This window comes from Duganella levis (assembly GCF_009857605.1).
Taxonomy (GTDB): Bacteria; Pseudomonadota; Gammaproteobacteria; order Burkholderiales; family Burkholderiaceae_D; genus Rugamonas; species Rugamonas levis.
This window is the reverse complement of record NZ_WWCT01000029.1, coordinates 52,443-79,060: the sequence shown is the minus strand read 5'-3', so window position 1 is coordinate 79,060 and position 26,618 is coordinate 52,443. Positions and strand designations below refer to the sequence as shown.

Here is a 26,618-nt window from a genome sequence, read left to right as displayed (position 1 = left end):
GGAGCACGCCGTCCCGACGCGACGCTCTTCCGAGCTGGCGCGGCGCTGGCAGCGCGCTGGCTGGCTGGCTGGTTGCCGGTCGCCGGGGGCGAAGGCGCGAAAGCAGGCGCAGGCGTGCTCGGAATCGGCTTAGCCTGGGGCGGCGCGGCGATCGGATCGAGCGCCAGATCCATGGTCAGGCCGGGTTCTTTATGGTCACTGACGGGCGGCAGCGGGCTGGGCGCCGGGCGTGGCGTGGCCGCGTCCGCAGCGGCGGAAACAGGGGGCGCCAGCGGTTCCAGGCTCAGGCCATCCATCGGCTCCAGGCTGAACGCGATAGGCGCCGGCGCTGGCGTGGAGACGGCCGTGCTTGGCCCCGGCTCTGGTGTCAGCGCCAGCATCTCATCAAACGCCTCCGACGGCCGGTCCATCTCGTCATCGGAGAGCGAGTTTTGTTTTGCGCGCTCAGCCTTCTTGAGCGCCTGCATTAGTAGGCTCATGATCCATCCGCCTTCAGCACGGGATACGGTTCATTATCGGCTTTCTGACCCGGCAGCAGGTAGCGGTACTCCTTGTAGTCACCGTTGACGCTGGCGTCCTTGATCACCACCGGGCGCATGAAAATCACCAGTTCGGTTTTGGTGCTGTTTTCATTGCGGTACGAAAACAGGTTGCCCACCAGCGGAAGACTGCTCAGGCCGGGAATGCCATCCTTGGCGTTATCCACCGAGTCCTGCATCAGCCCGCCCATGACGGCCACCTGGCCGCTGTTCACGCGCATGATGGACTCCATCTCGCGGGCCTGGATCACCGGAATCTCGCTGGCGACGTTGACCAGTGCCGGATTCGGGTCCTTGACGTGGTCCACCACGCGCGTGATGGTCGGACGCACGTTCAGCGTCACCTCGTCGTTCTCGGAAATCTGCGGCGTGACGCTCATGACAAAGCCCACCGGCACCGTCTGCAGCGTCGATTCATAGACGGCGGGAGTGCTGACGCCGCCACTGGAATTGAGCACCGCCGGCGTCACCTTGATCGAGAAGAAGACATTGTTGTCCACCACCTTCAGCAGTGCGGTCTGGTTATTCAGCACGCTGATTTTCGGGCTGGACAGTACCTTGACCTTGCCGAACGACTCCAGCAGCTGGATGGTGGCGGCGATGTCGCCCAGGCGGCTGGTCGGATTGGTGTAATTGAGCAGGAACACGCCGGGCGACACATTGGTCTGCACGCCGCTGGGCAAGGTGGTGGTGCCGACCTGCTGTTGCTTCAGGGTCAGGCCGCCGCGGCCCACCGACTTCCAATCGATGCCCTGCTGGTAGCTGTCGCTCAGTTTGACTTCGATGATGGTGGCTTCGATTAGCACCTGGCGCTTGGCCGCCCCCAGCACCACGTCGAGGAACTGGGCGATTTTCTCGTGCTGGCGCGCGGTGGCGCGCACGGCGATCAGGCCGCCTTCGGGATTGACGATGACCGAGTTGCGCGAGCGGGTGCCGGCATCCTGCTCGCCGGTCCCACCGGACCCATTGAGTTGCTGCGGCATTTGTGCAATACCCGGCCCGCCTTGCTGCTGGCCCGCCAGCGGGTCCACCGGATTGTCGTTCAGGTTGGACGAACGCAGCATGTCACGGATATTGCGCTCCAGGTTGTACCAGAAATTATTGTCCGAGCGATTGGTGACCGACGTGGTCGAGTTATTGCTGCCGTTGCCTTGCTGGGCGTTGTTGTTCTGCTGCTGAAGCGGCTGGCCATTGGTGCCGAATTGCTGTTGCTGGGTATTGTTCTGCACTGCCTGCTGGATCGCGTTACCGCCGCCGTTGCCGTTGCCGCTACCACCGCCACTGCCACTGGTGGAAATCTGCGTGGCGATATTCACGCTGCTGGTGGTGCTGCGGGCGATGTTGACGTAATCGACTTTATAGTTGCGCCACTCAGGCGTATCCGGCAGCACCGTCAGCGTGGTGCCGTTGATTTCATAGCGCATGTCGACCTGGCGCTGGATGCGGCTCAGCAGCTGCGGCAGCGTCTGGTCCAGCGCGTTCAGCGTGACCGTGCCTTCCAGACCCGGATGCACGTCCACGTTCATGCCGGCGTCGCGCGCCAGCGCAAACAGCAGCGACTGCACCGGCACCTTGTGAACGGTGACGCTGAAAGTCTCCACCTTGGCGGCCGGCTTGGGTGGCGGCAGCGCCACGCTTTGCTGCACCGGCTCCGGAATCGTACCGGCCGCCGGCGGCGCTTCAGTAATATGCAGCGGCGAATTGGGGATGCTATGGCTGGCGCAGGCGCTCAGCAGGACACTGCAAACCACGGGGGCGAGAGGGGAGCTGAATTTTTTCATCGTATCTTTCCGGCCCAGGATGATGCAGGAGGTTCTTTTTGTTGCGATTTTGCAATTGTGAGTAACATGATCTTACAAATTTCGTGTCGCCGCAAGGATGGCCCAGCAAATTCCCCCAATTAACAGAAGCAGCAAACACCCGAGTACAACAGCTCTTGGATGCAAGCCGCCGCGCCAGCGGCCTGCCATGCGGCTTCGGCGGCCAAACGGCGATTCGGCGATGGCCTGGCGGGCGTGGCTGGCCTCGACCACTTCGGCGTCGGCCGCAAAGGCGGCCAGCAGCGCCTTGTCGGCCAGAATGTTGATGCGGCGGACGATGCCTTCCGAGGCGTCGGCGATCAGCCGGGCCGCCGCCGGGCTGAAGATGGCGCCGCCGTTATGCCCGGCCGCGCGCAGGCGGTGGGCCAGGAAGTCGCCGGTCAGCGCCGTCGGCAGCGGCGGCACGTGGAAGCTGTGGGTGATGCGCTCCTTTAACTGGCGCATGCTGGACAGGTCGAGGTTCTGGTCCAGCTCCGGTTGGCCGAACAGCACGATTTGCAGCAGCTTGCTGCGCGCGGTTTCCAGGTTGGTCAGCAGGCGGATGGCTTCCAGCGTGTCGAGCGGCATGGCCTGGGCTTCCTCGACCAGCAACACCACCTGGCGGCCGGCGCTATGGCGGGCGATCAGCTCGGCTTGCAGGCTGCGCTGGACTTCATCGGCGCGCAGGCCGTGCGTTTGCAGGCCCAGCTCGGCGGCGATGGCATGCTGCACTTCCAGCGGATCGAGGTTGGGATTGACCAAATAAATAACGTCGATGTGAGACGGCATGCGGCTTTCCAGCATGCGGCACAGCATGGTCTTGCCGGCGCCGACCTCGCCGGTGACTTTAATGATGCCTTCGCCGTGGCTGACGGCGTACAGCATGGCGTCCAGAATATCGCCACGGTCGTTACCGGCATAGAAAAACGCCGGGTTGGGCGTGATATTGAAGGGCGACTCGCGCAGGCCGAAGTGGGATTGGTACATGGTGACGCTCACGCGATGCAAGCCAGGAAGGCTTGCTCAAGGGTGTCGGCGCCGTACTGGGCGCGGCATTCGGCCGGGGTGCCGGCGAAGCGGATACGGCCGTCGTGCAGGATGGCCATGCGGTCGCACAGCTCGTCCACATCGGCCAGCGCGTGCGAGGTCAGGAACAGCGTGCTGCCGGCGCGGTGCAACGCGCGCAACTGCTCTTTTAATAGTGCCCGCGCTTTGGGATCGAGCCCGCTCATCGGTTCATCCAGCACGTACAGCGGCTTGCGCGCCAGCAGGCAGGCGGCCAGGCCGAGTTTCTGGGTCATGCCTTTGGAATAGCTGCGCACCGTGCGTTTGAGGGCTCCCGCATCCAGGTCCAGCGCGGCCAGCATGGCGGCCACTGCGTCGGGCTGGTAGGGCAGACCCTGCAAGGTCAGCAGATAGCGGATGAAGTCGGCGCCGGTCAGGTAGTAGGGCGGCGTGAAGCGTTCCGGCAAGAAGCCCAGCGGCCGGCGCGCGGCCGGCCGGTGGTGCGGCTGGCCGAAGATGTCGATGCGGCCGCCGTCGAGTGCACAAAAATCCAGCAGGCACTTGATCAGGCTGGTCTTGCCGGCGCCGTTGACGCCCACCAGGCCGAAGCATTCACCGGCGCCCAGCTCCAGATCCACGCCGTGCAGCACGCTGGCCGCGCCATAGCGTTTGACGACTTGCTGGAAGTGCAGGGCAGGTTCGGTCATGGATCGAAGGACGAAAGAAACGAGCCACACTGTAGCGCATCCGTCCAAAGAAAGCGACACCTACCCTATGGCTTCACTCGCTCTGCCAGCCCATCTGTCATAGAATGGCCGCAAGTTTTGGTGACAAATGACAAGGAGCGGGCATGTCCAGGCCAGAAAAAGTACGGTTGGGTGAAATTCTGGTGCAGCAAAAGCTGCTCTCCGAAGAGCAATTGGGCCTGGCGCTGGCCGATCAAAAGCGCAGCGGACGCAAGCTTGGCCGCGTGTTTGTCGAGAACGGCTATGTTACTGAGGAACAGATCGCCAGCGCGCTGGCGCGACAGCTCAACATCCCGTACCTGAACCTGAAGTTCTTCAACATCAACCCGGAGATCGTGCGGCTGCTGCCGGAAACCCAGGCCCGCCGCTTCCGCGCGCTGGTGCTGGAAGACCGTCGCGGCTCGCTGCTGGTCGGCATGTCCGACCCGACCGACCTGTTTGCCTACGACGAAATCGCCCGCATCGTGCGCCAGGATATCGAACTGGCGGTGGTCAACGAGACCGAGGTGGTGGCGGCGATCGACCGCATCTACCGCCGCACCGAGGATATTTCCGACCTGGCGCGCGAGCTGGAACAGGACGTCGGCGAGGTCTCGGTGGACTTTGGCGCGCTGGCCGCAGCCAATCCCAACGTCGAAGAAGCGCCGGTGGTCAAGCTGCTGCAATCGGTGTTTGAGGATGCAACGCAGGTGCGCGCCTCCGATATTCACATCGAGCCGCAGGAGGGCCGCTTGCAGATCCGCTTCCGCATCGACGGCGTGCTACACCTGCAAACCGAGGCCGACATGAAGATCGCGCCATCGCTGGCGCTGCGGCTGAAGCTGATGTCGGACCTCGATATTTCGGAAAAACGTTTGCCGCAGGATGGCCGCTTTGCCGTCCGCGTGAAAAATCAGCGCATTGACGTGCGGATCTCGACCATGCCGACCCAGTACGGCGAATCGGTGGTGATGCGTCTGCTGAGCCAGGGCGGCACGCAGCTGCGGCTGGACGCGATCGGCATGCCGCGCGGGTTGCTGGAGAAATTCCGCGCCATCGTCCAGCGGCCGAACGGGCTGGTGCTGGTGACCGGGCCGACCGGTTCCGGCAAGACCACCACACTGTATTGCGCGCTGTCCGAGCTGAACTCGGTCGAGAAAAAGCTGATCACGGTGGAAGACCCGGTCGAGTACCGGCTGGCCGGTATCAACCAGGTACAGGTCAACGACAAGATCGACCTGAACTTTGCCCGCGTGCTGCGTTCGGCGCTGCGGCAAGACCCGGACATCGTGCTGGTCGGCGAGATGCGCGACCAGGAAACCGCCGCCATCGGCCTGCGCGCCGCCATGACCGGTCACTTGGTGCTGTCGACCCTGCACACCAACGACGCCGTCAGCACGCCGCTGCGGCTGATGGACATGGGCGTGCCGCGTTATATGGTGGGCTCGTCGCTGCAGGCGGTGCTGGCGCAACGTCTGGTGCGGGTGATCTGCGAAAGCTGCACCACGCCGTACGAGCCGACGCCGACCGAGCGCGAATGGCTCAGCCTGGAACTGAACGACAAGGTCGACAAGGCGCGCTATTTCCACGGCAAGGGATGTTCGCATTGCAATGGCATGGGCTATCGCGGCCGGACCGGCGTCTACGAATTGCTGGAGATGACGCGCTCGGTGGTGGATGCGGCCAACGATCCCGATCCGGCCCACTTCCTCAAGGTCGCGCAGCAGCAGATGGCCGGCGAAACCCTGCGCCGCCACGCGGTGCAACTGGTGGTGCAGGGCCGCACGACGATTTCCGAAGCGATGCGCATCAGCAACCAGGTCGAGGACTAAGCCGTGCCTTTCTTTGCCTACAAGGGCCGCAACGCGCGCGGCGAGCTGATGCAGGGCGTGCTGGAAGCGAGCGACAGCGGCGCCGTGGCCGATCAGCTGTTCAGTACCGGCGTGACGCCGGTCGAGATCAGCGTTACCAGCAAAAAAGTGGCCGATGGCGACAGCTGGTGGGCCAAGCTGCTGGAGAAGAAAGTCACGTCGATGGACGTGCAACTGTTCAGCCGCCAGATGTACACGCTGCTCAAGTCCGGCGTGCCCATCATGCGCGGGCTGGCCGGCTTGCAGGAATCGGCGGTCAGCAAATCGTTCGGCAAGGTGATCAAGGACTTGCGCGAGTCGCTGGATTCCGGCCGCGAACTGTCGGCCGCCATGCGCCGCCATCCGGCCGTGTTCACGCCGTTTTACCTGTCGATGGTGCGGGTCGGGGAGATGACCGGGCGCCTGGAGGAAGTGTTCCTGCGGCTGTTCGATCACCTGGAGTTCGACCGCGACATGCGCGAGCGCGTCAAGACCGCGCTGCGCTATCCGAGCTTTGTGGTGTTTGCCATGGTGGCGGCCATGGTGGTGGTCAACATCTTTGTGATCCCGGCGTTTGTCGGCGTGTTTTCCAAGTTTAATACCGAGCTGCCGCTGATGACGCGGATATTGATCGCGACGTCCAATTTCACCGTGCGCTATTGGCCGGTGATGGCGGTGGCGCTGGTGGCGGCGGTGTGGGGCTTCCGCATGTGGGTCGGCACGGCGAAGGGGCTGTATCAGTGGGATAAGTTCAAACTGAAAATCCCGGTCGCTGGCAAAATCATCCTGAAGGCAACGCTGGCGCGGTTTGCCCGCAGTTTTTCGCTGTCCAGCCGCAGCGGCGTGCCGATCGTGCAGGCGCTGTCGGTGGTGGCGCAGACGGTCGACAACGCCTACCTGACGGCGCGCGTGGAGCAGATGCGCGACGGCGTCGAGCGTGGCGAGAGCATCTTGCGCACTGCCACCGCCACCAATGTGTTCACGCCGATCGTGCTGCAAATGATCGCGGTGGGCGAGGAGAGCGGTTCGCTCGACGAGCTGATGGACGAGATCGCGCAGATGTACGAGCGCGAAGTCGATTACGAGTTGAAAACCTTGTCGGCGCAGATCGAACCTATCCTGATTGTGTTCCTCGGCATCATGGTGCTGGTGCTAGCGCTGGGTATCTTCCTGCCGATTTGGGACCTGGGCAAGGCTGCCTTGCATCATTGATTGTGAAATCGTGGCTTTCTCAACAATATTTGTGACTGCAAAACAACGGGGGGCGAGTTTATTTGAATTCGCGGTCGCCGTGGTTGTGGTGGGTATTTTGATGGGCTTGCTGCTGCAGCGGCTCTGGTATTACCAGGGCGAAGCTGAGCAGGCGGCCGTGCAGATGACGGTGGCCAACGTCCGCACGGCCTTAGAAATTAAGGCGGCGCAAGCAAAATTGCTTGGGCGCAGCACCGATTTAACCTTCTTAGCCGAAGAAAATCCGTTCGATTTATTAAAAATCAAGCCGCCCAACTATGCAGGCGAGTTGTTTAGCCCCACCAACGAGAATGTCGGCACCGGTAATTGGTGTTTCGATCGTACTGATAAAAGTCTGATTTATTTGTTAAATTTTGGAAATTCTTTTAGAGATGCTCAAACGAAACGTTTGAAATTCAAGGTAAAATTGCTTCGCTTGCCCCATAGCCCCGCCAAGCCGTCAGGCGCACCTGAACCCGTAGGTGTGGCCTTTGAGCAAGTGAAGGACTAGCGCACTCCGCGCAAATTTTTCGACGATTTGGAGAAAGTAATGAACAAGCAAGCCAGCATCGCATCCCGTCAACGCGCCCAAGGCGGTTTCACGCTGATCGAACTGATCGTGGTGATCGTCATCCTGGGTATTCTGGCGGCGACCGCGTTGCCGAAGTTTGCCAATCTGGGCGGTGATGCCCGCGTGGCCGCCCTGAATGCCGCGCGCGGCGCGCTGAATACGACTTCGTCGATGATGCATGGCCAGTTCCTGATCAACCCGGCGGGCCCCTTCACCAATGAAGGCATCACCATCACCAACGCCAACGGTTACCCAGCGGCCGACCCAAATACCCCGACCGCCGCTGGTATCAGCGCGCCAGATTACGCCATCACTGTGGGCTCGGCTGCTAACGCAAACGCAACTGCCAATCGTCCGGGCGCGCCTGCTGGCACCTTGGTAATTCAGCCGAATGGCGTTGCGAACAGCGCAGTCGGCCTGACTTGCTATGTGATGTATACCGCCGCAACATCGGCGAATAACGTCGTCACGCCGCCGACTGTGACGGTGACCAGCACCAACAACTGCAACTAATGAAACCCGGCGGTGTAGCTAGCCGCCAACGGGCGGGCGGCTTCACGATTGTGGAGCTGGTCACAGTGATTGTGTTGGTTGGCATTCTGGGCGCCATTGGCGCTACCCGGTTCTTCGACAACGCAGCGTTCGAAAACCGGGCCTATGTCGACCAGGTCCGCAGCTTGATTCGTTACGCGCAAAAAATGGCCGTCGCGCAAAACCGCCTGATCTTCGTCCGTTCAGATGGCAACAGCTTTGCCATCTGCTCCAACGCCGCCTGTGACGCCAACGGCATGATCATCGCTCCCGGCGGCAATAACAACGGCAGCGCCGCTACCAGACAGTTCTGCTTACAGGGCAACGTCTATGCCGCCCAGTGGCTGTGCATCGGGCGTCCGGCCACCGTGGTGGTCGCCGCTGAGGCTGCGCGTCCTGAGCTGGGTGCCGGTGGCTTTTTCTCGTTTGATGGCTCAGGGCGTCCCTACAATCGCAACGGCGCTGCCATGCCTGCCCAGCAGTCGAATGCGGCGGTGGTGAGTCTGCCTGCCATGACGCTGAGCTTTACCAGCGGCAGCAATATCACCCGCCTGAACATCTGGCCAGAAACCGGGTATGTGCAAAATGCGCCGTAACGCCCGCCGGCAGCAAGGCCTGACCATCATCGAGTTGGTGATCTTCATCGTCATCATCGGCATCGCTGCCGCTGCGCTGCTACAAGTGTTGAATCTGGCCAGCCGCAACAGCGTTGACCCATTACGCCGCAAACAGGCGACGCTGATCGCCGAGGCCTTTATGGAGGAGGTTCAGCAAGCGCAGTTTACTGTCTGTGATCCCGGTGCTGCGAATGCCGCCACCGCCAATGTCCCAGGCGACTGCGGCGGTACCGTCAACGTCAAAGGCTTCGGCCCGTTAGGTACCGGTCCCCGACCGTACTACAATATCACCGACTACGTTCCGTCAGGTTATGTGGCCGGCAGTCCCCGGCGCGCCTTTGCAGTGACTGACTCAAATGGAAATCTGGTCGACACTGATGTCGCCGGCAATCCGCTTGGTGCCAGCGCAGTTGGCGGCCTTCTGGGCAAAAGCGGACTGGAGGGGATCACCACCACGCTGGCGCTGAACCCTGTCGTCACGCTGAATGGCCTGGCGTCGACCGCCAGCAATATGATCGTTCTGCAAATTACTATCACCACCACCTACGCGCCGGGCCAGTCGATTGTGCTGGAAGGCTACCGTACCCGCTACGCGCCGGGGGCTCGATGAAAATATTGACCGTCAAACGTGTGCGCGGTTTTACGCTGGTTGAGGCGATCGTCGTCATGGTGCTGACCGGCATTTTGGCCGGGATCATGGTGCTCTTCATCCGCAACCCGGTGAACAGCTACGTCGACACCGCCGCCCGCGCCGAACTGACCGATGTGGCGGACATCGCCCTGCGTCGCATGACGCGGGAGATTCGTACCGCCGTGCCCAACAGCATCAGGCTTAACATTGTAGGTAATACCTCCTTCCTTGAATTCATTCCGAGCCACGCCGGCGGCCGCTACCTTGCCAAAGAGGATGGGGCGGCGCCCGTGTCGCCGCCGGGAGCCCAGCAGCATCAGTGGTTGGACTTCACCAATGCCGCCACCCAGTTTGAGGTGGTCGGTCCGATGCCGCCAGCGCCATACGCCATCGTGAGGGGCGACTTCATCATAATCAGCAATTTTGGCACGGGCTTCACCAATGGCGACGCCTATGCGCTCAACGCCAACAACCGCGCTGTTGTCGGTCAGGTCAACAACAAGGTCATCACCCTGACTAACAACCCGTTTGCCAGCGTCACTCCGCCTGCTAGCAATCGCTTCATTGTTGCCGGACAGCCGGTCACTTTCGCTTGTACAAACGATCCAGTGACCGGCAGGGGGCAGTTGAGACGTTTTTCCAATTACGATTTCCCGCCAAATCAGGTCGATCCGGGAACCCTCAATTTGCTGGGGCAGTCGACTCCACAGCAAGTCCAGATGACGCTGATGGCCGATAACGTTGTTGGCTGCAACTTCTCCGTCGTCGCCATGGCCAACCGCCAGGCCGCATTGGTCGGGCTGGGGATTGCGCTGGCGCGCGCCAAGCCGGGCGCCGCCGCCAACGATCTGGAGACGGTCACGCTGGCCCAGCAAATCCACGTGGATAACACACCATGAAGCCATCCGTATTCAGGCGCGGCAAAGCGGCCGGCATCGCTATTGTGACGGCGATCTTTTTGCTGGTGGTGGTGGCTGGACTGGTCGTGGCCATCGTCTCTCTGACGACCACGCAGCAAGATGCGTCCGCCAAGGATTTGCAGGGCCAGCGCGTCTACCAGGCCGCGCGTGCAGGGATTGAATGGGCCTTGTATCAGGGGCTGCAAGTCCAACCGGCACAGCAGCCGCCGCAGCCAGTACAGCCTTCCGTGGCGCTGGGATGTACCGGAGCGCCCATCAACGTGGTATTGCCGACTCAGACCACGCTGTCGTCATTCACGGTAACGGTGCGGGTGACTTGCGATAACCCGGCCAATGGCATCGCAGGCGGTACGCTGAACCCGTCAGATCCCAATGATCCGACCGGCTATCACGTCTTCATTGAATCAAATGCGTGTAGCGAGCCCGGAGCGAACGGGTTTTGTCCGAATGCCGCGCCGGGGCCGGATTATGTGCAGCGGCGGGTAACGGCGCAACTTTAATGCTGCATCTGTGCGGAAATGTGGCTGTTTTTGCAGAAGTGTTGCTATTTTAGGCATAAAATTTCCGGTAAGTTGAATATAATCAAGCATCTAGCGCGTAAACCTCGACCGAGATATGGGTTTGTTTAAAAGAGCAAAAAAAACCGATGGCTGGCTGACTGTCACTTTCTTGAGGGACGGGATTTGTGCGGGCCGCGTTCAGCGCGTGCGCGACGCCAAGGCGATCGTCGAGGTGGCGGCGTTCTATCCGGCCGACAGCAGTTTTTCGCCGGAAGCGCTGGAGCGGTTGAGCAAGGATCAGAAGGCCGGCGGCTATCGCTGCGGCACCATGCTCAGCGGCGGCGAGTACCAGTTGCTGACGGTCGATGCTCCCAACGTGCCGCAGGACGAACTGAAAACCGCCGTGCGCTGGCGCTTGAAGGATATGCTCGATTTCCATGTCGACGACGCCACCATCGATGTGCTGGACATCCCGGTCGACAGCGCCGCCGCGTCGCGCGGCCATTCGATGTTTGCCATCGCCGCGCGCAATACGGTGATCCAGTCGCGCCAGGCCTTGTTCAGCGAAGCCAAGCTGGACCTGACGGTGATCGATATTCCCGAGATGGCGCAACGGAATATCTCGGCGCTGCTGGAAACTGAAAACCGTGGCCTGGCCATGCTGTCCTTCGACGCCGATGGCGGCCTGCTGACGATTACCTACAAGGGCGAGCTGTACCTGTCGCGCCGCATCGATGTGACGCTGGAAAATCTGCTGGAGCAGGATTCGATGCGCCAGCAAATCCACTTCGACAAGATCACGCTGGAGTTGCAGCGCTCGCTGGACCACTTCGACCGCCAGTTCTCGTTTGTGAACGTGCTCAAGCTGCTGCTGGCGCCGACCGGCGCCGAGGGTTTGCATGAGCACCTGACCGGCAATCTGTATATGCCGGTGGAGGCGATGGAGCTGGGCGATGTATTCGACCTCAGCAAGGCGCCGGAATTGCTGGACGTCGCGCAGCAGCGGCGTTTCTTCCTGCCCCTGGGCGCGGCCCTGCGGCATGAGGAGGTGCGGCTGTGAGCCAGCAGATCAATCTGTTCAACCCGATCTTCCTCAAGCAGAAGAAGATTTTCACCGCCTTGCCGATGGCCGAGGCGCTGGGCGTCATCGTCGCCGGCGCATTGCTGCTGAACTGGTATGCAGAGCAGCGGGTGTCTGACTTGCAGCGCGAGGCGGATGAGGGCAAGGCCATGCTGGCTGCGCGCGAGCAGCGGCTGGTCAAGGCCAACGCGCAATTTGCGCCGCGCGCCAATGATCCAAGGCTGGCGGCCGAGCTGGCCGATGCGCAGGCGGAGTTAAAGGCGCTGCATGACGTGTCGTCGGTGCTGCAAGGCGGCGCTTTGGGCAATACCAATGGCTATGCCGAGTATTTCCGCGCGTTCTCGCGCCAGAACGTCAGCGGCCTGTGGCTGACCGGCGTGACCATCGGCGCCGCCGGCAACGATATCGGCGTGCAAGGCAGGGCCATGCAGGCGACTTTGATTCCCAACTATATCGCCCGTCTGACCGCTGAGCGCGTCATGCATGGCAAGACCTTCGCCAGCCTGGATATCGCCCGTCCGGATGCGGTGGCGCCGGCACCGCCGGCCACGCCTGCAACTGCGGCGCCAGCCGCGCCGGCGACATCGCCGTTCGTGGAGTTCAGCCTGCAATCGACCGCTGTGCAGGAGGCTGCCAAATGAAACAGCAGCTGTTGCAACAATGGATTAAGCTGAGCACCAAGCTGGACGCGATGACGCTGCGCGAACGCGGCATGGTATTCACGGCCGTGGTGGCGGGCATCCTGTTCCTGATCTACACGGTGTCGGCCGAGCCGCTGCTCAAGAAGCAGAGCGCGCTGCAATTGCAGATCAAGCAGCAGCAAAACCAGATCACCGGCATCGACCAGGAAATCGTCACCAAGGCGCAGGGCTTCAAGGTCGATCCGGACGCGGCCACGCGCGAGCAGTTGAATGCGGTACGGCGCGACATCGACGCCACCAGCAACAGCCTGATGGCGGTGCAAAAAGGCCTGGTGGCGCCGGACAAGATCGCGCCGCTGCTGGAGCATCTGTTGCGCGGCAATGGCCGGCTGAAACTGATTTCGCTGAAGACTTTGCCGGTGACCGGCCTGAACGAGGCGGCCAAGCCTGCGGCAGCACAAACGCCGGTGCCTGCGCCGACCCCGGCCCAGCCGACGCCCGCCAAGCCGCGTGAGCTGCTGTATCGCCACGGCGTGGAAATCGTCGTGCAGGGAAGTTATCTGGACATGGTCAACTACATGGCGGCGCTGGAGTCGTTGCCGGTGCAACTGTTCTGGGGCAAGGCCAACCTGGATGCCCAGCAATACCCGAACTCGCGCCTGACACTGACGCTGTACACGCTGAGCCTGGATCAGAAATGGATGAAACTATGAACCGCCTGCTGATGCTGTGCGCCGGTCTGCTGCTGAGCGCCGCCGCCGGCGCGCAAACCCTGGCCGACCCGACCCAGCCGCCGCCGGAGTCGCGCCTGTTGCCGGCCGGCGCCGACATGGCGCCGGTGGTCAGCGGTCCGCAGCTGCAATCAGTGCTGATCGGATCGCATGGCCGGCAGGTGGCGGTGATCGACGGCCAGACCATCCGCAAGGGCGAGAAGTTCAACGGCGCCACGCTGGTCCAGGTCAACAAGAATTCTGTCGTGCTGCAAAGCGGCCGCCACAAGCAAGTGCTGACCCTGTTCCCTGACGATGCCAAGAAGCCGGCGCCGAAGGCAGCTTATTAAACGCGAAGAATGCATATGCAAAAACTCCTCACCATCGTTGTCGTGACCACGCTGCTGCTCAGCGCCTGCAAGACGCCGTCCACGCGCGACACCTACGACAAGATCAGCAACGAGGTCAGTGCGGCCGCCGCCAAGCCGGCGGTGGTGACCCAGAGCGAAGCGGTCGCCAGCGCCTTGCTGCCGCCGGTGTCGCAGATGGCCGACCAGTTGCCGAAGGCGCGCGCGGTGCTGGACGAACGCTTCAATGTGTCGTTCAACAATGTGCCGGTGCAGCAGTTCTACAACTCCATCGTGGCCGGCACGCGCTACAACATGCTGATCAATCCCGAGGTGACCGGCAACATCACGGCCAATCTGAAGGATGTGACCTTGTTCGAGGCGCTGGACGCGGTGCGCGAACTGTATGGCTACGACTACAAGGTGGAAGGCACGCGCATCTACATCCGGCCGCTGACCATGCAGACCAAGATGTTCAAGATTAACTATCTGACGGCCAAGCGCAAGGGCGTGTCCAGCTTGCGCGTGTCGTCGACCTCGGTGTCCAGCGCCGGCACCAGCAACAGCGGCGGCCAGAACAACAACGGCTCGAATAACAACAGTAACAATAACGGCGGCAATAACGGCGGCAACGATCCGAATAATCCTAACGGCGGCGGCAACCAGCAGCAGCGCGATTCCGCCAACGTTTCCACCACCTCGGAAAGCGATTTCTGGCTGGAGTTGAAGACGGCGCTGGAGGCGCTGGTCGATATCGGCAAGGATGGCCGCAGCGTGACCATCAGCCCGCAGTCGGGCGTGATCGTGATCCGCGCCATGCCGGACGAGCTGCGCAATGTCGACCTGTACCTGAAAGCCACGCAAGTGTCGGTGGACCGCCAGGTGATTTTGGAAGCCAAGATTCTTGAGGTGGAGTTGAACAGCAACTTCCAGAGCGGCGTCAACTGGGCGGCGTTCGGCAAGTTTGCGGCGGGCGGCAATAACCGCTTCTCGGCCGGGGCGCTGCAACCGGGTACGACGCTGGGACCGCTGGGCACGCCGCTGAGCAGCGCCGGCGCAGGCGGTATCAACGCATCGCCGGGCAGCAGTATCGGCGCTTCGGCCGATGCCATCGGTTCGCTGTTCGGCATGGCTTTCCAGACCAGTAATTTCGCCGCGCTGATTTCCTTCCTTGAGGGGCAGGGCACGGTGCATGTGCTGTCCAGCCCGCGTATCGCCACGCTGAACAACCAGAAGGCGCTGTTGAAGATCGGAACCGATGAGTTCTTCGTCACCGGCGTCAGCACCACCACGACCACCAGCGGCACCGGCACCGGCGTCACCACGCCGACTGTGACGCTGCAACCGTTCTTCTCCGGCGTGGTGCTGGACGTGACGCCGCAGATCGATGAGGACGGCAATATCATCCTGCACGTGCATCCATCGGTCAGCCAGGTGTCGACCGTGAACAAGGGCTTGAATCTGGGTTCGCTGGGCACGTTCACGCTGCCGCTGGCAGCGTCGTCGACGTCGGAGATGGACAGCATGGTGCGCGGCCAGAATGGGCAAGTGGTGGCCATCGGCGGTCTGATGCGCCAGGCCACGACCACCGACAATTCCGGCGTACCGGGCGCCAACAGTTTGCCAGTGCTGGGAGCGCTGTTCGGCAGCAAGAGCGAAGTGCTGCAAAAGCGTGAGCTGGTGGTGCTGATCAAGCCGACCATCGTCGAGACCTCGTCCGACTGGAACCAGGATCTGCTCGATAGCGGCCGCCGCCTGAAAGAACTGGACCCCGGCCGCAACAAGGGACGCTAATCATGTACAGCAAACACTTCGGCCTGCGCGAAGCACCGTTCAGCATTACGCCGGATACCAGCTATTTCTTCACCAGCCCGCATTCGCAGGAGGCGTTGAATACCTTGCTGGTGGCGGCCAAGAGTGGCGAAGGCTTCATCAAGATCACCGGCGAAGTGGGCACCGGCAAGACGCTGCTGTGCCGTAAGTTCATCGCCACGGTGGGGCCGGAGTTTGTGACGGCGTATATTCCCAATCCCTACCTGGAGCCGCGCACGCTGATGCTGGCGTTGGCCGACGAGCTGGAAGTACCGCAGGAGAAGGATGTCGATCAGCATCAGCTGTTGAAGTCGATTACGCACCGCTTGCTGGATCTGGCGCGCCAGGGCAAGCAGGTGCTGCTGCTGCTGGATGAGGCGCAGGCGATTCCGACCGAGAGCCTGGAGGCGCTGCGGCTGCTGACCAATCTGGAGACCGAGAAGCGCAAGCTGTTGCAGATCGTGCTGTTCGGCCAACCGGAGTTGAACCAGCATTTGCAGGCCACCGCGATTCGCCAGCTGGCGCAGCGCATCACGTTTCACTATCACCTGGGACCGTTGTCGCGGGATGATATCGAGTATTACATCGCGCACCGGTTGCGCGTGGCCGGCTATGGCGGCGGGCGGCTGTTTAGCCGGGCGGCGATTTCGCGGTTGTACAAGGCCAGCGGCGGGATTCCGCGGCTGGTGAATATCATGGCGAACAAGTCGCTGATGCTGTGTTTTGGCGAAGGTAAGCAGCAGGTGACGCGGCGGCACGTGAGTCTGGCCGCCAGCGATACGGTGGCGCCGGCGCGCGGACTGCGCTGGCCGTGGATGGCGGCGGGTGTCAGCTTGCTGATCGCCGCTGGCGGACTGACCTGGGCGTTGACGAAATGAGCTTGATTAATAAAATGCTGCAGGACCTGGACGCGCGCGGTGGTGGCGCGGCTTCCGCTGTGCAGCAGGCGGACGTGAAATCGGTGCCGGCCGGGGAGCGGGATCGTCGGCCATTGGTGGTGGGTGGCGCGGCGGCTGGCGTGCTGGTGTTGGCGGCGGGCGGATGGTTTGGCTGGCAGTATTGGCAGTCGCATCGCGCGCCGATGGGACCGGTGCCGACGGTGCAGGGGAATCGCATTCCGGACAGACCGCGTTTCCAGGAACCGCCTGCAGCAGCCAAGGCCATCACACCCGCCACTGCGCCGTTGCACGCGGACGCGCCGTCTAGTACGGCCGCAGCGCAAGAGGTTGTCGTAACCGAGGCGAGCGCGGCCCCGTCCACGGCCCCGGCGACGAAACGCGTCGCTGCTAATCCTGCGAAAGCTGCGCGCAGCGCCGATAGCGAAGAAGGCAGCACTGTCGACATGCCGGCCATGGTCGCTGCGCGCAAGGCCGCGCGCGCAAAGGCCGCGCCATCCGCCGCGCCGGTTGACGGCGTGGTGCTGCGCGAACTGACGCCCAAGCAGGCGTCGGAAAACAGCTATCGCCGCGCACTGGTGGCGTTGCAGGAAGGCCGCGTCAGCGCCGCGCTGGCCGATCTGGACAAAGCCGTCGAGCTCGATCCGCGCAACGACGCCGCGCGCCAGACCTACGTCAGCCTGCTGCTGGAAAACCGCCGCACCGACGACGCCATCCGCCAACTGCGGCTGGCGCTCGGCATCGAGCCGCGCCAGCCCGGCCTGGCCATGGTGCTGGCCCGTCTGCAACTGGAAAAAGGCGGCCCGGCGCTGGACACGCTGCTGAAAACCCTGCCATACGCCACCGCCAATGCCGATTACCAAGCCTTCCTGGCCGGCGTGCTGCAACGCGACCAGCGTCATGCCGAAGCCGCCCAGCACTACCGCGACGCGCTGGCCATTTCGCCCAGCAACGCCATCTGGTGGATGGGCCTGGGCATTTCGCTGCAAGCCGACCAGCATCTGCCGGAGGCGCGCGAAGCCTACACCCGTGCACGCGGCAATGCCGGCCTGACGCCCGAGCTGAAAGCCTTCGTCGACAAAAAGATCGAACAGCTGTCGCGCTGAGTTAAGCGCCGGCGCTGTTACGCCACGCACTGGCTGTCATGCCGAAGCGCGCGCGGAAGGCGCGCGAGAAATGCGTCGCATGCGCAAAGCCATTCTGGAAGGCGATGGCGCTGATCGACAGCCGCGCCGATGACTGGCGCAACGCCTGCTGGCAGGCGCGCAGGCGCGATTCCCACAGCCACGCCGCAAAGGTTTGCGCTTCATCGGCAAACAGCCGGTGGATGTGCGCCGCCGACATGCCCAGCGCCGCACCGACGCGCGCCACCGATAGTTCCGTATCCGCCAGATTGGCCAAGGCGTACTGGCGGATGCGCTGCAAATGATATTGCGACAGCCGGCTGCGCTCGGTCGGGGCCGGATTGTCCAGCGTCAGCAGGCAGCCGGCCAGGGTAGCGATCAGCGCATGGGCGGCATGGGCGGCCGCTGGCGGCGGCAATTCCTGCACCGCATGAAAATGGCTATCGGCCATGATGCCGAGCAGCGCCACCATCGGCTGCCCATGCTTCAGCGTGACGGCGGTCAGCTGGTCCAGTTCCGGACACGCGCTGCGCAGCGGTGCTGCCGGTAGCACCAGCAGCAACTGTTCGCTGGCGGCCTGCCACGCCACCCGGTAGTCGTCGGCCGCCGCATAGAGCGCCATGTCGCCCGGTCCCAGTTGCGCGGTGCGGCCGTGCTGGTGCACCTTGCTGGCGCCGCGCCGCTGGATCGCCAGCAGGAAGGTGCCGGCATCGGGCGGCCAGGCCGGTTGCGGCGTACTTAGCTGCAGCATGTCGATCATGCCGATAGCACGGCGCCCGCCCTGCGGCTGGGATTGCATCATGCTAGGTCTCCAGGAGAGGGAAAGTTAATAAATAGCTACTTAGGGTACATTCACGCGGACATCGTTGAATTATTATAACGGCAATGTCATTGTTGTTAAATTAACCTTGAGGAACATGCTATGACCCTTGCCTTTGCACTGACCCGCCGCTTGCCGGTAAAAGGATTGCTGCCCTTACTGCTGTCGGCGGCGGTCAGCCAGGCTTACGCCATCGATCACGGCGCCAGCGGCGCGGCCGACCACCAGAGCCTGGTGGTGGCGGGCCCCGGCAATGTCAGCACCACGCTGACGGCGACCGGCGGCAACGGCGGCGACGGCGCCTTGAGCGGCGGTAATGGCGGCGCCGCCAGCGCAGTGCTGGACCTGACCGCGCTGTGGACGGCGAACGCGACGATTTCGGCCACCGGCGGCAATGGCGGCAAGGTGGTGCCGGCCAATCCCGACAGCGGCTATGGCTTTGGCGGCGACGCCACCGTCACCGGCGTGCTGCACGGCGCCGGCGCGACCGGCAGCGCCACCGCGCGCGGTGGCAGCTTCAGCGGTTTATACCCAGGCGTGCCGAATGCCGGCAACGCCACCAGCAGCCTGAGCGCGTTGACCAGCGGCGCGCAGGCGGTGGACCTGTCGTCGTCCGCCTATGCCGGTCTGGGTGGCGGCGCCAGCGTGGCCAGCCTGGCGATCGACTCCGGCGTGTCGCAACCGGCAGCCGGCTACGCCAGCGTAGTCGGCAACGTCAAGGCGATCGGCAATGATGCAACCACGGCGGGGAACAGCACCGCCACGCTGAGTTTGCACGGCACCGGCAAGCTGACCGGCAGCAGTCTGGCGCTGGCCGGCGCCGTGTTTGACGATCCTTATGTCGGGCAAAGCCCGCCCGCGACCGCGTTCAGCACGGTGACCGGTGTCACCAGCGGCAAGCACGATGTGAGCTTGACCTCGACCGCCAACGTCGGCGTCCAGTATCCGGCCAACGGCAATGCGACCGCCAATGTCAGCGGCCAATCGGGGAGCGGCAAGGTGGTGGTGAGGGCCGATGCCAGCACCGTGTCCTACACCTACGTCGTTGGTTCCGCCACCGCGCATGCGGTCGCGCGCGCCACCGAGCAGGGCGGCTCCAGTAGCGCGACAGCCAGCGCGGTAGGCATGACCAACAGCGCACTGGCCGAGGCCTACAGTGTCGGCACCGGCAGCGCCAAAGCCGTCGCTATCGGCAGCACCGGGGAAACCTTGGGCGGCGGCAGCACCATTGCGCGCAGCAGTTCCACCGACGGCGGCCAGCGCGCGTTGTCTGCGTCCGTGACGAGCGCCAGCAACTACACCGCCACCAGCGAAACGTCGTTCGGCAGCCTCAGCCTGGCCCTGCCAAGCTTGCAAGGCCCGTACGCCAACGGCTATGCCACCGCGACTGCGGGCGGAGCGGCAGGGCTGGGCGGTGGCGTGCAGGCCGCGAACAGTCCAGGTTTCGGCTATGTCGATCTGGAGACGCGTCATAGCTGGCAGCAAAATGGCACCGCCGACCATCTGTGGCTGAAATTCCTGGACGTGACCTCCGCGCCGCTTGGGTACTTCAGTCTGGATATCAGCAACAACGGCCAGGCGCTGTATTTCGGCGAATTCAACTCACAGAGCGAGGCCGACCAGTTCTTCCTCGGGCACGCGCTGGATCTTGGGCCACTCGGTGTCGGCATGCAGAACCTGGTGGTCCGTTCCAGCTTGGCCACCGGTTCGTACGGCTTCAGTTACATCCTGGCGGTGCCGGAGCCGTTCGAATGGCTGTTGCTGCTGAGCGGGCTGACGCTGGTGATGGTGGCGGCGCGCCGCCAGTCGCGCCACTCATAAGCTGGCCTGGGTGCCCCAGATCTGCTTCATGCTGAAGCGGGTTGAGGCCTGATCCTCGCTCAGGCCTTCGGTGATGGCCAGCGGGCCGTCATCGAGGCAGCGTGGCAGGGCCGGCGATAGCATGGCGCCGGCGGCGTCGCGCAAGTAGTGGACCTGCAGGCCGCGGCTGCAACCCTGACGGCGGCTGACCACGCCGATCTCGCCGCCGGCCAGCCGCACCAGGCAGCCGGGCGGGAAATCGCCCAGCTCGCGCCGGAAGCAATCGGCCAGATGCGGGTCGACCGGCGCCTGCTTGTCGTCGATCAGATTGCGCAGCGCTAGGCTGGGCAGGATGGATTTGCGATAGTTGCGGGCCGAGACCTGCGCGCAGTAGCGGTCGGCAAAGCTGAGCAGCTTGGCGTTCAGCGTCACCTCCGGGCTGGCGATGCCGGCCGGGTAGCCGCTGCCTTCGTCATTTTCGTGATGCATCAGCACGCAGGAAATCCAGTCGTCATCGTCGATGCCGACGTCGCGCAGCATGTCGGCGCTTTCTTCCGGATGGCGGCGCACGATGGCCATTTCCTCGTGGCTTAGCGGGGAGTTCTTGTTCTGGAACCCCTCGTGATGGCGCAGCATGCCGACATTCATGGTCAGCGCGGCTGCGGTCACGGTCAGCGAGTTGGCTGGGTTCAGGTTCATGCTGCGGGCGATCACCACCGTCACCACGGCGGTCTCGATACAGTGCCGCACCGCGTAGGTGCCGTTGATCTGGCTGAGGAAGATGCAGGCCAGCGCCACGTCGGGATTGATCTCGACTGCGCGGATCACGTCGCGCGCGATGTCGCGGATTTCGGCCTCGGCATTGTGCTCGTTGCGCAGGTTGTGCAGCAGGCGTTCCAGGCGGCGGTTACACAAGTTGAGCTGGTGCAGCACCGACGGCGACGCTTCGGCAAACACCGGCGTCTCCAGTTGGGTAATCTCGGACATGGTGAATCCCAATCTTAAATTTTGCCCAGGCGCTCCAGCGCGAGTGTCAGGGTCTCATCTTTTTTGGCGAAGCAGAAGCGCACAATGCCGGACTCCTTGCCCTGCTGATAAAACGCCGACACGGGAATCGCTGCCACCTTGATTTCGGTGGTCAGCCATTCGGCAAACTCGGCCTCCGTCTGTGAGGAGATTTTATCGTAGCGCACGCATTGGAAGTAGGTTCCGTCGGCTGGCAACAACTCAAAACGCGAATTTTTCAGGCCGTCGCGGAACAGGTCGCGCTTGCGCTGGTAAAAGCCGGGCAGTTCGAGATACGGTGCCGGATCGGCCATATAGCTGGCAATGCCATGTTGCATCGGCGTGTTGACGCTGAACACGTTGTACTGGTGAACCTTGCGGAACTCGGCCGTCAATGCCGCCGGCGCCGCCACGTAGCCGATCTTCCAGCCGGTCACGTGATAGGTCTTGCCGAAGCTGGAGACCACGAAAGCGCGCGCCGCCAGTTCCGGGTAGCGGCTGACGGACTCGTGCTGGTGGCCGTCGTACACCATGTGTTCGTAGACCTCGTCGGACAGGATCAGCACGTCGGTGCCGCGCACGATGTCGGCCAGCGCCTGCAAATCGGCAGCGCGCAGTACGGTGCTGGTGGGATTGTGCGGCGTGTTGATGATGATCAGGCGCGTCTTGCTGGTGACGGCGGCAGCCACCTTGGCCCACGGCACGGTGTAGCCGGCGGCGCCGACTTCCATTTCCACCGACACCGGCACACCGCCGGCCAGCGTAATCGCCGGCACGTAGCTGTCGTAGACCGGCTCGATGACGATGACCTCGTCGCCCGGATGCACGCAACAGAAGATGGCCGTGGTCAGTGCCTGGGTGGCGCCGGCGGTCACGGTGATCTCGCTGTCGACGTGGTATTGATGGCCGTACAGCGCGGCGATCTTGGCGACGATGGCCTGGCGCAGCACCGGCGCGCCGCTCATCATCGGATACTGGTTGAAATCGGCCTGCATGGCGTCGTTGACGGCGGACAGCAGGCTGCGCTCGCAGCCAAAATCCGGAAAGCCCTGACCAAGATTGACCGCGCCCGCTTGCGTGGCCAACTGGGACATGCGGGTGAAGACCGTGGTGCCGACTGCCGGCAGGCGGGTGGTCAATGTGGGCGTCGTCGGTAAATGATTGCTGCTGGTCATAGATGGCTGAATGGATGGCTGATGACCTATTCTAGCGCAATCCACTTCTCCGGCAATATCACCTTGAACATACCTTCGCGGGCCAGACGGCGGGCCAGTTTCAGCAGCGCCTTGTCCTTGGTGATCAGCACCTCGGCGCCGGCGTCGCGGGCGATTTCGAGGAATTTCTGGTCGGCCCGGTCGCTGCACACCGGCAGCTTGATGCTGGACTCGGGCGGCGCCACCACCTTGATCAGCGCGTCAAAGCGGGCGGCGGCCAGCGGCCGGCTGTCGTCATCCAGCGGCAGATGCTTGTAGTGCAGCACGATGTTGTACTCGTCGCGGCAATCGGAGCGCGTAACGGCCTCGACTTCGCCGCTTTCGATGGCGGCGACCAGTTTGGCCCAGCGCGGATCGTTAAACACGAACAGGTCGAGGCAAACGTTGGTGTCGATAACGACTTTCTTTGGAACAGGTATCATGGAGGCTAGTTACGTAAAAATGTATTTGGAATCTTATGCTGATAGTGCTTTCCCCGGCAAAAAGTCTCGACCTGGAGACGCCACCCACCACCAAGCTGCACACTGAACCGTCGTTTCTCGACCACTCCGAACAACTGATCCACCGGCTGCGCGAATTTTCGCCGGCCGAGCTGGGTGAATTGATGGACTTGTCCGACAACTTATCCGCCCTGAACGTGGCCCGTTATGCGACCTGGACCAAGGACACCCGCGAAGGCCGCCAGGCGGTGATGACCTTTAACGGCGACGTCTATGACGGCCTTGACGCGCGCAGCTTGCAGCCGAGGCAGCTGGACTACGCGCAATCGCGGATTCGCATCCTGTCCGGCCTGTACGGCATGCTACGGCCGCTGGACCTGATCCACCCGCACCGGCTGGAAATGGGCACCCGCCTGAGCACGCCGCGCGGCAAGAGCCTGTACGACTTCTGGGGCGAGACCATCACCCAGGCGCTGAACCGGCAGGCGACGGAGCAGGGCGCCGACACGCTGGTCAATCTGGCGTCCGAAGAATACTTCAAATCGGTCAAACCGAAATTGCTGGACGTGCCGGTGATCACGCCGCTGTTTGAAGACTGGAAGAACGGCAAATACAAGATCATCTCGTTCTACGCCAAGCGCGCGCGCGGGCTGATGGCGCGCTACGCCGCCGTCAAAGGCATCACAGATCCGCAAAAGCTGAAAAAGTTCGACCTCGACGGCTACAGCTACGTGCCGGACGCCTCCAGCGACAAAACCTGGCTGTTCCGCCGCAAGCTGGCTGAATAAACTCCGGGGTCAGGTCCGGCATTCGGACACGAGCCCAACCGTAGTCTTTGATACGGTCGGGCTCGTGTCCGAATGCCGGACCTGACCCCGGATTGGGTTTTACATGCTGGCGTTGGAACTCCAGAAACGCCACCAGTGGCGCTCGGCTTTTTTGCCTTCGTCCAGGAACTTGGAGTTCGGGTAGTTCAGCTTGAAGACGCGCTCGGTGTCGGTCTTCAACTCGGTCATGCCCAGCTTGTCGTAGCTGCGAATCATGATGAACAGCGCTTCTTCAATCGCCGGCGTGTCGCGGAAGTCGCTCATGATGCCCATCGCGCGGTTGGCCGCCGCCAGATAGGCGCCACGACGGTAGTAGTAGCGCGCCACGTGGATCTCATACGACGCCATCGCATTCAGCAGATAACGCATCCGGTCCAGCGAATCCGGCGTATACTTGCTGTTTGGGAACTTGGTGACGAGTTCCTTGAAAGCCGCGTACGCTTCGCGCGTGGCTTTCGGGTCGCGCTCGGTGGCGTCCTGTTCGTAGATGAAGTTCAGGAAGCTGACCTGGTCGTTGAAGTTGATCAGACCACGCAGATAGTACATATAATCGACGTTGGCATGATTCGGGTGCAGCTTGATGAAGCGCTCCACCGCCGCCAAGGCCTGGGCCTGGTCCTGCGATTTGTAGTACGCATAGGCGATATTCATCTGCGCCTGCTGGGCGTAGGTGCCGAATGGATAGCTCGATTCCAGCTTCTCAAACAACTGAATTGCGCGCTCGTAGTGCTGGCCATCTAGCTCATCGCTCGCCTCCGAGTATAATTTCGATGCGCTCCAACCTTTTGTTTCGTCGATCTTTTCAGAGAAAAGGCCGCAACCGGACAAACCAAGCAGAACAACCGTTGCTGCGACTACCGCTAATTTTTTTTGCATATCTTTTGCAAGAGACTGTTTAACCAAAGTTTTACGAGGCTAATTATAGCCGATAGGATTACCGTGATATTAAACGCAAAGCCGAATGTGGCCGAATCTTCTTCCGAACACGATGCCGACACTGACGTGATCGTCAATGACGGCGACTTTGGCGACGATGATGACGGTCTGGCTCCCATCGAACTGCAACTCGCTACTGAGCACTGCGGCCAGCGCCTGGACAAAGTCATCTCGGGCCTGGTACCGCAATTTTCCCGTGGCCGCCTGCAGACCTGGATCACCGATGGCTTCGTGACGGTCGACGGCAAAACCGCCAAAAGCACCAAGGACACCGTCTACGGCGACGAGAAGATCGTCATTCTGCCCCAACCGGAGCCGGAAGACGAGGCTTTTAAGCCTGAACCGATGGAACTTAACATAGTTTTTGAGGACGACCACCTGATTGTGGTCAACAAGCCGGCCGGTCTGGTGGTCCATCCGGGCAATGGCAACTGGTCCGGCACGCTGCTGAACGGCCTGCTGCACCACTATCCGCAACTGAGCGGCGTGCCGCGCGCCGGCATCGTGCACCGACTCGATAAGGACACCAGCGGCCTGATGGTGGTCGGCAAGACGCTGGCCGCCCAGACCGACCTGGTGCGCCAGCTGGCCGCGCGCACCGTCAAGCGCGAGTACTTCGCAGTGGTGTGGGGCACGCCGCGGATTAGCGGTACTATTGATGCGGCGATGGGCCGTCACCCGCGCGACCGCGTCAAGATGGCGGTCTCGACCGGCATGGGCTCGAAGCCGGCCATCACCCACTATTCGCTGATCGCCAGCGGCAAGCTGGGCGAAGGCCGTCCGGTGAGCCTGGTGCAGTGTCGCCTGGAAACCGGCCGCACCCACCAGATCCGCGTGCACATGCAGTCGATCGGCTTCCCGCTGGTGGGCGACACGGTGTACGGCAAGCAGCATCTGGCCGATTATTTCCCGCGCCAGGCGCTGCAGGCGCGCCGCCTGGGCCTGGTGCATCCGGCCACGGGTGAACAATGTGAATGGATCGTGCCGTTGGCGGACGATTTTGCCGGCCTGCTGGCGCGGGCTGGAATTGAGGAACCGGAACAGATTTGATGGCTACACAGCAGCAGTGGTTGTTCCCGCACTGGCCGGGCTTGCCAGCGAATGTGGGCGTGCTGTCGACCACCCGGCGTGGCGGCGTCAGCCCCGCACCGTACGGCGACGGCATGGGCGCCGGCGGCCTGAACCTGGGCACGCATGTCGGCGACCAGCCGCACAACGTCGCCCGCAACCGCTCCATCCTGCGTGAAATGTTGCCGGGCGATCCGGCCTGGCTGTCGCAGGTGCACGGCACGGCGGTGACCAATCTGGCGGACGTGGGGCCGCAGCAGGTGCCGGACGCCGACGCCAGCGTCACCACCATTCCCGGCAAAGTGTGCGTGATCATGACCGCCGACTGCCTGCCGGTGCTGTTTGCCGACAAGGAAGGCAAGACCGTCGGCGCTGCCCATGCGGGCTGGCGCGGGCTGGCCTCCGGTGTGCTGGAAAATACCGTGGCGGCAATGCGCGCGGCCGGCGCCGGCGAGTTGATGGCGTGGATGGGGCCGGCGATCGGGCCGTACCAGTTCGAGGTCGGGCCGGACGTCAAGCAGGCTTTCCTGCAAGGCGCACTGGACGATTCGGACGTGCGCCACGTCGAGGCGGCGTTCAGCCTGATCGAAGGCAAGCCGGGCAAATACCTGACCGATATCTACGGTCTGGCGCGTTATCTGCTGCACCGTGCCGGCGTCAAGGAAGTGCATGGCGGCGAGTTCTGCACCGTCTCCAACTCCGGCCGCTTCTATTCCTACCGGCGCGACGGCGTCACGGGCCGTCAGGCCACCTTAATCTGGCTCAAATGAACCAGCATCCCGCGCGGCTTGCTCTGCAGCCCGCCGCCGGGCCTTGCGTTTGCCCGTCCCTGCGATGTAAATCAGGGTACTTAGCGGCAGCACGCAATAGAATAAAAACGTTACAATTCCCGCAACGATGGACGGTTCCGTCAACGCCATCAGGCCGACCACGTAGATCCAAGCAACAGCGACAATCAGCATTGTGTTTAACTCACTTT

Annotated in this window: 28 protein-coding genes and 1 pseudogene; 19 read left to right on the top strand and 10 right to left on the bottom strand. The window is 62.6% G+C overall.

The window, feature by feature from the left end:
• The 4 genes and pseudogenes from GTP69_RS26855 to GTP69_RS26840 form a co-directional block, all read right to left on the bottom strand.
• A pseudogene (locus GTP69_RS26855) lies at positions 1 to 479 on the bottom strand (tetratricopeptide repeat protein); the annotation flags it as partial.
• Entirely contained in the window at positions 476 to 2,320 is a 1,845-nt protein-coding gene (gene mshL / locus GTP69_RS26850) for a pilus (MSHA type) biogenesis protein MshL (RefSeq protein ID WP_161057746.1), read from the bottom strand. The gene mshL (GTP69_RS26850) and the pseudogene GTP69_RS26855, both read right to left, overlap by 4 nt.
• A gap of 72 nt (positions 2,321 to 2,392) precedes the next feature.
• Positions 2,393 to 3,325 (bottom strand): ExeA family protein, encoded by a 933-nt coding sequence (locus tag GTP69_RS26845; protein WP_161057745.1) that lies wholly within the window; start codon positions 3,323 to 3,325, stop codon positions 2,393 to 2,395.
• Positions 3,326 to 3,333: 8 nt separating this feature from the next.
• Positions 3,334 to 4,050, bottom strand: coding sequence for an ABC transporter ATP-binding protein (locus GTP69_RS26840; RefSeq protein ID WP_161057744.1), 717 nt, complete (start codon positions 4,048 to 4,050; stop codon positions 3,334 to 3,336).
• 143 nt (positions 4,051 to 4,193) lie between these two features.
• Here GTP69_RS26840 and GTP69_RS26835 point away from each other — a divergent pair, with 143 nt between their 5' ends.
• From GTP69_RS26835 to GTP69_RS26765, 15 genes are all read left to right on the top strand, one after another.
• Positions 4,194 to 5,900 (top strand): GspE/PulE family protein, encoded by a 1,707-nt coding sequence (locus GTP69_RS26835; protein WP_161057743.1) that lies wholly within the window; start codon positions 4,194 to 4,196, stop codon positions 5,898 to 5,900.
• A gap of 3 nt (positions 5,901 to 5,903) precedes the next feature.
• On the top strand, positions 5,904 to 7,130 hold the full coding sequence (locus tag GTP69_RS26830; protein WP_161057742.1) for a type II secretion system F family protein: 1,227 nt from the start codon (positions 5,904 to 5,906) through the stop codon (positions 7,128 to 7,130).
• Positions 7,131 to 7,140: 10 nt separating this feature from the next.
• Positions 7,141 to 7,659, top strand: a complete 519-nt coding sequence (locus tag GTP69_RS26825; protein ID WP_161057741.1) for a hypothetical protein — start codon at positions 7,141 to 7,143, stop codon at positions 7,657 to 7,659.
• Positions 7,660 to 7,698: 39 nt separating this feature from the next.
• Positions 7,699 to 8,232: a type II secretion system protein gene (locus tag GTP69_RS31765; RefSeq protein WP_161057740.1), complete on the top strand. Its 534-nt coding sequence runs from the start codon at positions 7,699 to 7,701 to the stop codon at positions 8,230 to 8,232.
• Positions 8,232 to 8,846, top strand: a complete 615-nt coding sequence (locus GTP69_RS26815; protein ID WP_161057739.1) for a pilus assembly FimT family protein — start codon at positions 8,232 to 8,234, stop codon at positions 8,844 to 8,846. Before GTP69_RS31765 ends, GTP69_RS26815 begins: the two co-directional genes overlap by 1 nt.
• Positions 8,827 to 9,477: a prepilin-type N-terminal cleavage/methylation domain-containing protein gene (locus tag GTP69_RS26810; RefSeq protein ID WP_229261165.1), complete on the top strand. Its 651-nt coding sequence runs from the start codon at positions 8,827 to 8,829 to the stop codon at positions 9,475 to 9,477. Before GTP69_RS26815 ends, GTP69_RS26810 begins: the two co-directional genes overlap by 20 nt.
• Positions 9,474 to 10,397 (top strand): PulJ/GspJ family protein, encoded by a 924-nt coding sequence (locus GTP69_RS26805; protein WP_161057738.1) that lies wholly within the window; start codon positions 9,474 to 9,476, stop codon positions 10,395 to 10,397. The genes GTP69_RS26810 and GTP69_RS26805 overlap by 4 nt, the downstream gene beginning before the upstream one ends.
• The gene (locus tag GTP69_RS26800; RefSeq protein ID WP_161057737.1) at positions 10,394 to 10,918 is read left to right on the top strand and encodes an agglutinin biogenesis protein MshP; all 525 of its coding nucleotides are present in this window, start codon (positions 10,394 to 10,396) and stop codon (positions 10,916 to 10,918) included. The genes GTP69_RS26805 and GTP69_RS26800 overlap by 4 nt, the downstream gene beginning before the upstream one ends.
• Positions 10,919 to 11,123: 205 nt before the next feature.
• A complete protein-coding gene (locus tag GTP69_RS26795; protein WP_371868143.1) occupies positions 11,124 to 11,978 on the top strand; it encodes an agglutinin biogenesis protein MshI in 855 nt (284 codons plus the stop codon).
• Positions 11,975 to 12,640: a hypothetical protein gene (locus GTP69_RS26790; RefSeq protein ID WP_161057735.1), complete on the top strand. Its 666-nt coding sequence runs from the start codon at positions 11,975 to 11,977 to the stop codon at positions 12,638 to 12,640. Before GTP69_RS26795 ends, GTP69_RS26790 begins: the two co-directional genes overlap by 4 nt.
• The gene (locus GTP69_RS26785; RefSeq protein WP_161057734.1) at positions 12,637 to 13,353 is read left to right on the top strand and encodes a hypothetical protein; all 717 of its coding nucleotides are present in this window, start codon (positions 12,637 to 12,639) and stop codon (positions 13,351 to 13,353) included. Before GTP69_RS26790 ends, GTP69_RS26785 begins: the two co-directional genes overlap by 4 nt.
• Positions 13,338 to 13,700, top strand: a complete 363-nt coding sequence (locus tag GTP69_RS26780; RefSeq protein WP_229261164.1) for an MSHA biogenesis protein MshK — start codon at positions 13,338 to 13,340, stop codon at positions 13,698 to 13,700. Before GTP69_RS26785 ends, GTP69_RS26780 begins: the two co-directional genes overlap by 16 nt.
• Positions 13,701 to 13,715: 15 nt before the next feature.
• Positions 13,716 to 15,491: a pilus (MSHA type) biogenesis protein MshL gene (mshL, locus tag GTP69_RS26775; protein ID WP_161057733.1), complete on the top strand. Its 1,776-nt coding sequence runs from the start codon at positions 13,716 to 13,718 to the stop codon at positions 15,489 to 15,491.
• A gap of 2 nt (positions 15,492 to 15,493) precedes the next feature.
• Positions 15,494 to 16,387, top strand: coding sequence for an ExeA family protein (locus tag GTP69_RS26770; RefSeq protein WP_110847612.1), 894 nt, complete (start codon positions 15,494 to 15,496; stop codon positions 16,385 to 16,387).
• Entirely contained in the window at positions 16,384 to 17,511 is a 1,128-nt protein-coding gene (locus tag GTP69_RS26765; RefSeq protein ID WP_229261163.1) for a tetratricopeptide repeat protein, read from the top strand. Before GTP69_RS26770 ends, GTP69_RS26765 begins: the two co-directional genes overlap by 4 nt.
• 1 nt (position 17,512) lies before the next feature.
• Here GTP69_RS26765 and GTP69_RS26760 read toward each other — a convergent pair whose 3' ends face one another.
• Positions 17,513 to 18,331: a helix-turn-helix domain-containing protein gene (locus GTP69_RS26760; protein ID WP_161057732.1), complete on the bottom strand. Its 819-nt coding sequence runs from the start codon at positions 18,329 to 18,331 to the stop codon at positions 17,513 to 17,515.
• Positions 18,332 to 18,451: 120 nt separating this feature from the next.
• Here GTP69_RS26760 and GTP69_RS26755 point away from each other — a divergent pair, with 120 nt between their 5' ends.
• The gene (locus tag GTP69_RS26755) at positions 18,452 to 20,170 is read left to right on the top strand and encodes a hypothetical protein (protein WP_161057731.1); all 1,719 of its coding nucleotides are present in this window, start codon (positions 18,452 to 18,454) and stop codon (positions 20,168 to 20,170) included.
• On the opposite strand, the gene GTP69_RS26750 is transcribed toward GTP69_RS26755, so the two are convergent.
• Genes GTP69_RS26750 through GTP69_RS26740 form a run of 3 tightly spaced genes read right to left on the bottom strand, consistent with a single transcriptional unit; the run spans position 20,165 to position 22,790 of the window.
• On the bottom strand, positions 20,165 to 21,136 hold the full coding sequence (locus GTP69_RS26750; protein WP_161057730.1) for an HD-GYP domain-containing protein: 972 nt from the start codon (positions 21,134 to 21,136) through the stop codon (positions 20,165 to 20,167). The two genes, GTP69_RS26755 and GTP69_RS26750, sit on opposite strands and share 6 nt — an antisense overlap.
• Positions 21,137 to 21,150: 14 nt before the next feature.
• Positions 21,151 to 22,329 (bottom strand): pyridoxal phosphate-dependent aminotransferase, encoded by a 1,179-nt coding sequence (locus GTP69_RS26745; protein WP_161057729.1) that lies wholly within the window; start codon positions 22,327 to 22,329, stop codon positions 21,151 to 21,153.
• A 26-nt stretch (positions 22,330 to 22,355) separates the two neighbouring features.
• Positions 22,356 to 22,790, bottom strand: coding sequence for a putative toxin-antitoxin system toxin component, PIN family (locus tag GTP69_RS26740; RefSeq protein ID WP_161057728.1), 435 nt, complete (start codon positions 22,788 to 22,790; stop codon positions 22,356 to 22,358).
• Positions 22,791 to 22,825: 35 nt separating this feature from the next.
• Between GTP69_RS26740 and yaaA the strand changes: the two genes are divergently transcribed.
• Positions 22,826 to 23,596: a peroxide stress protein YaaA gene (gene yaaA, locus GTP69_RS26735; RefSeq protein WP_161057727.1), complete on the top strand. Its 771-nt coding sequence runs from the start codon at positions 22,826 to 22,828 to the stop codon at positions 23,594 to 23,596.
• 99 nt (positions 23,597 to 23,695) lie between these two features.
• Here the strand turns inward: yaaA and GTP69_RS26730 are convergent, their stop codons facing one another.
• Positions 23,696 to 24,511, bottom strand: a complete 816-nt coding sequence (locus GTP69_RS26730) for an outer membrane protein assembly factor BamD (RefSeq protein WP_161057726.1) — start codon at positions 24,509 to 24,511, stop codon at positions 23,696 to 23,698.
• Positions 24,512 to 24,574: 63 nt separating this feature from the next.
• On the opposite strand from GTP69_RS26730, the gene GTP69_RS26725 reads away from it, so the two are divergent.
• Positions 24,575 to 25,621: an RluA family pseudouridine synthase gene (locus GTP69_RS26725; RefSeq protein WP_161057725.1), complete on the top strand. Its 1,047-nt coding sequence runs from the start codon at positions 24,575 to 24,577 to the stop codon at positions 25,619 to 25,621.
• Positions 25,621 to 26,409: a peptidoglycan editing factor PgeF gene (gene pgeF / locus GTP69_RS26720; RefSeq protein WP_161057724.1), complete on the top strand. Its 789-nt coding sequence runs from the start codon at positions 25,621 to 25,623 to the stop codon at positions 26,407 to 26,409. The genes GTP69_RS26725 and pgeF overlap by 1 nt, the downstream gene beginning before the upstream one ends.
• Here the strand turns inward: pgeF and GTP69_RS26715 are convergent.
• Positions 26,392 to 26,601 (bottom strand): hypothetical protein, encoded by a 210-nt coding sequence (locus GTP69_RS26715; protein WP_110848070.1) that lies wholly within the window; start codon positions 26,599 to 26,601, stop codon positions 26,392 to 26,394. The genes pgeF and GTP69_RS26715 overlap by 18 nt on opposite strands.
• Between the last annotated feature and the right edge of the window lie 17 nt (positions 26,602 to 26,618).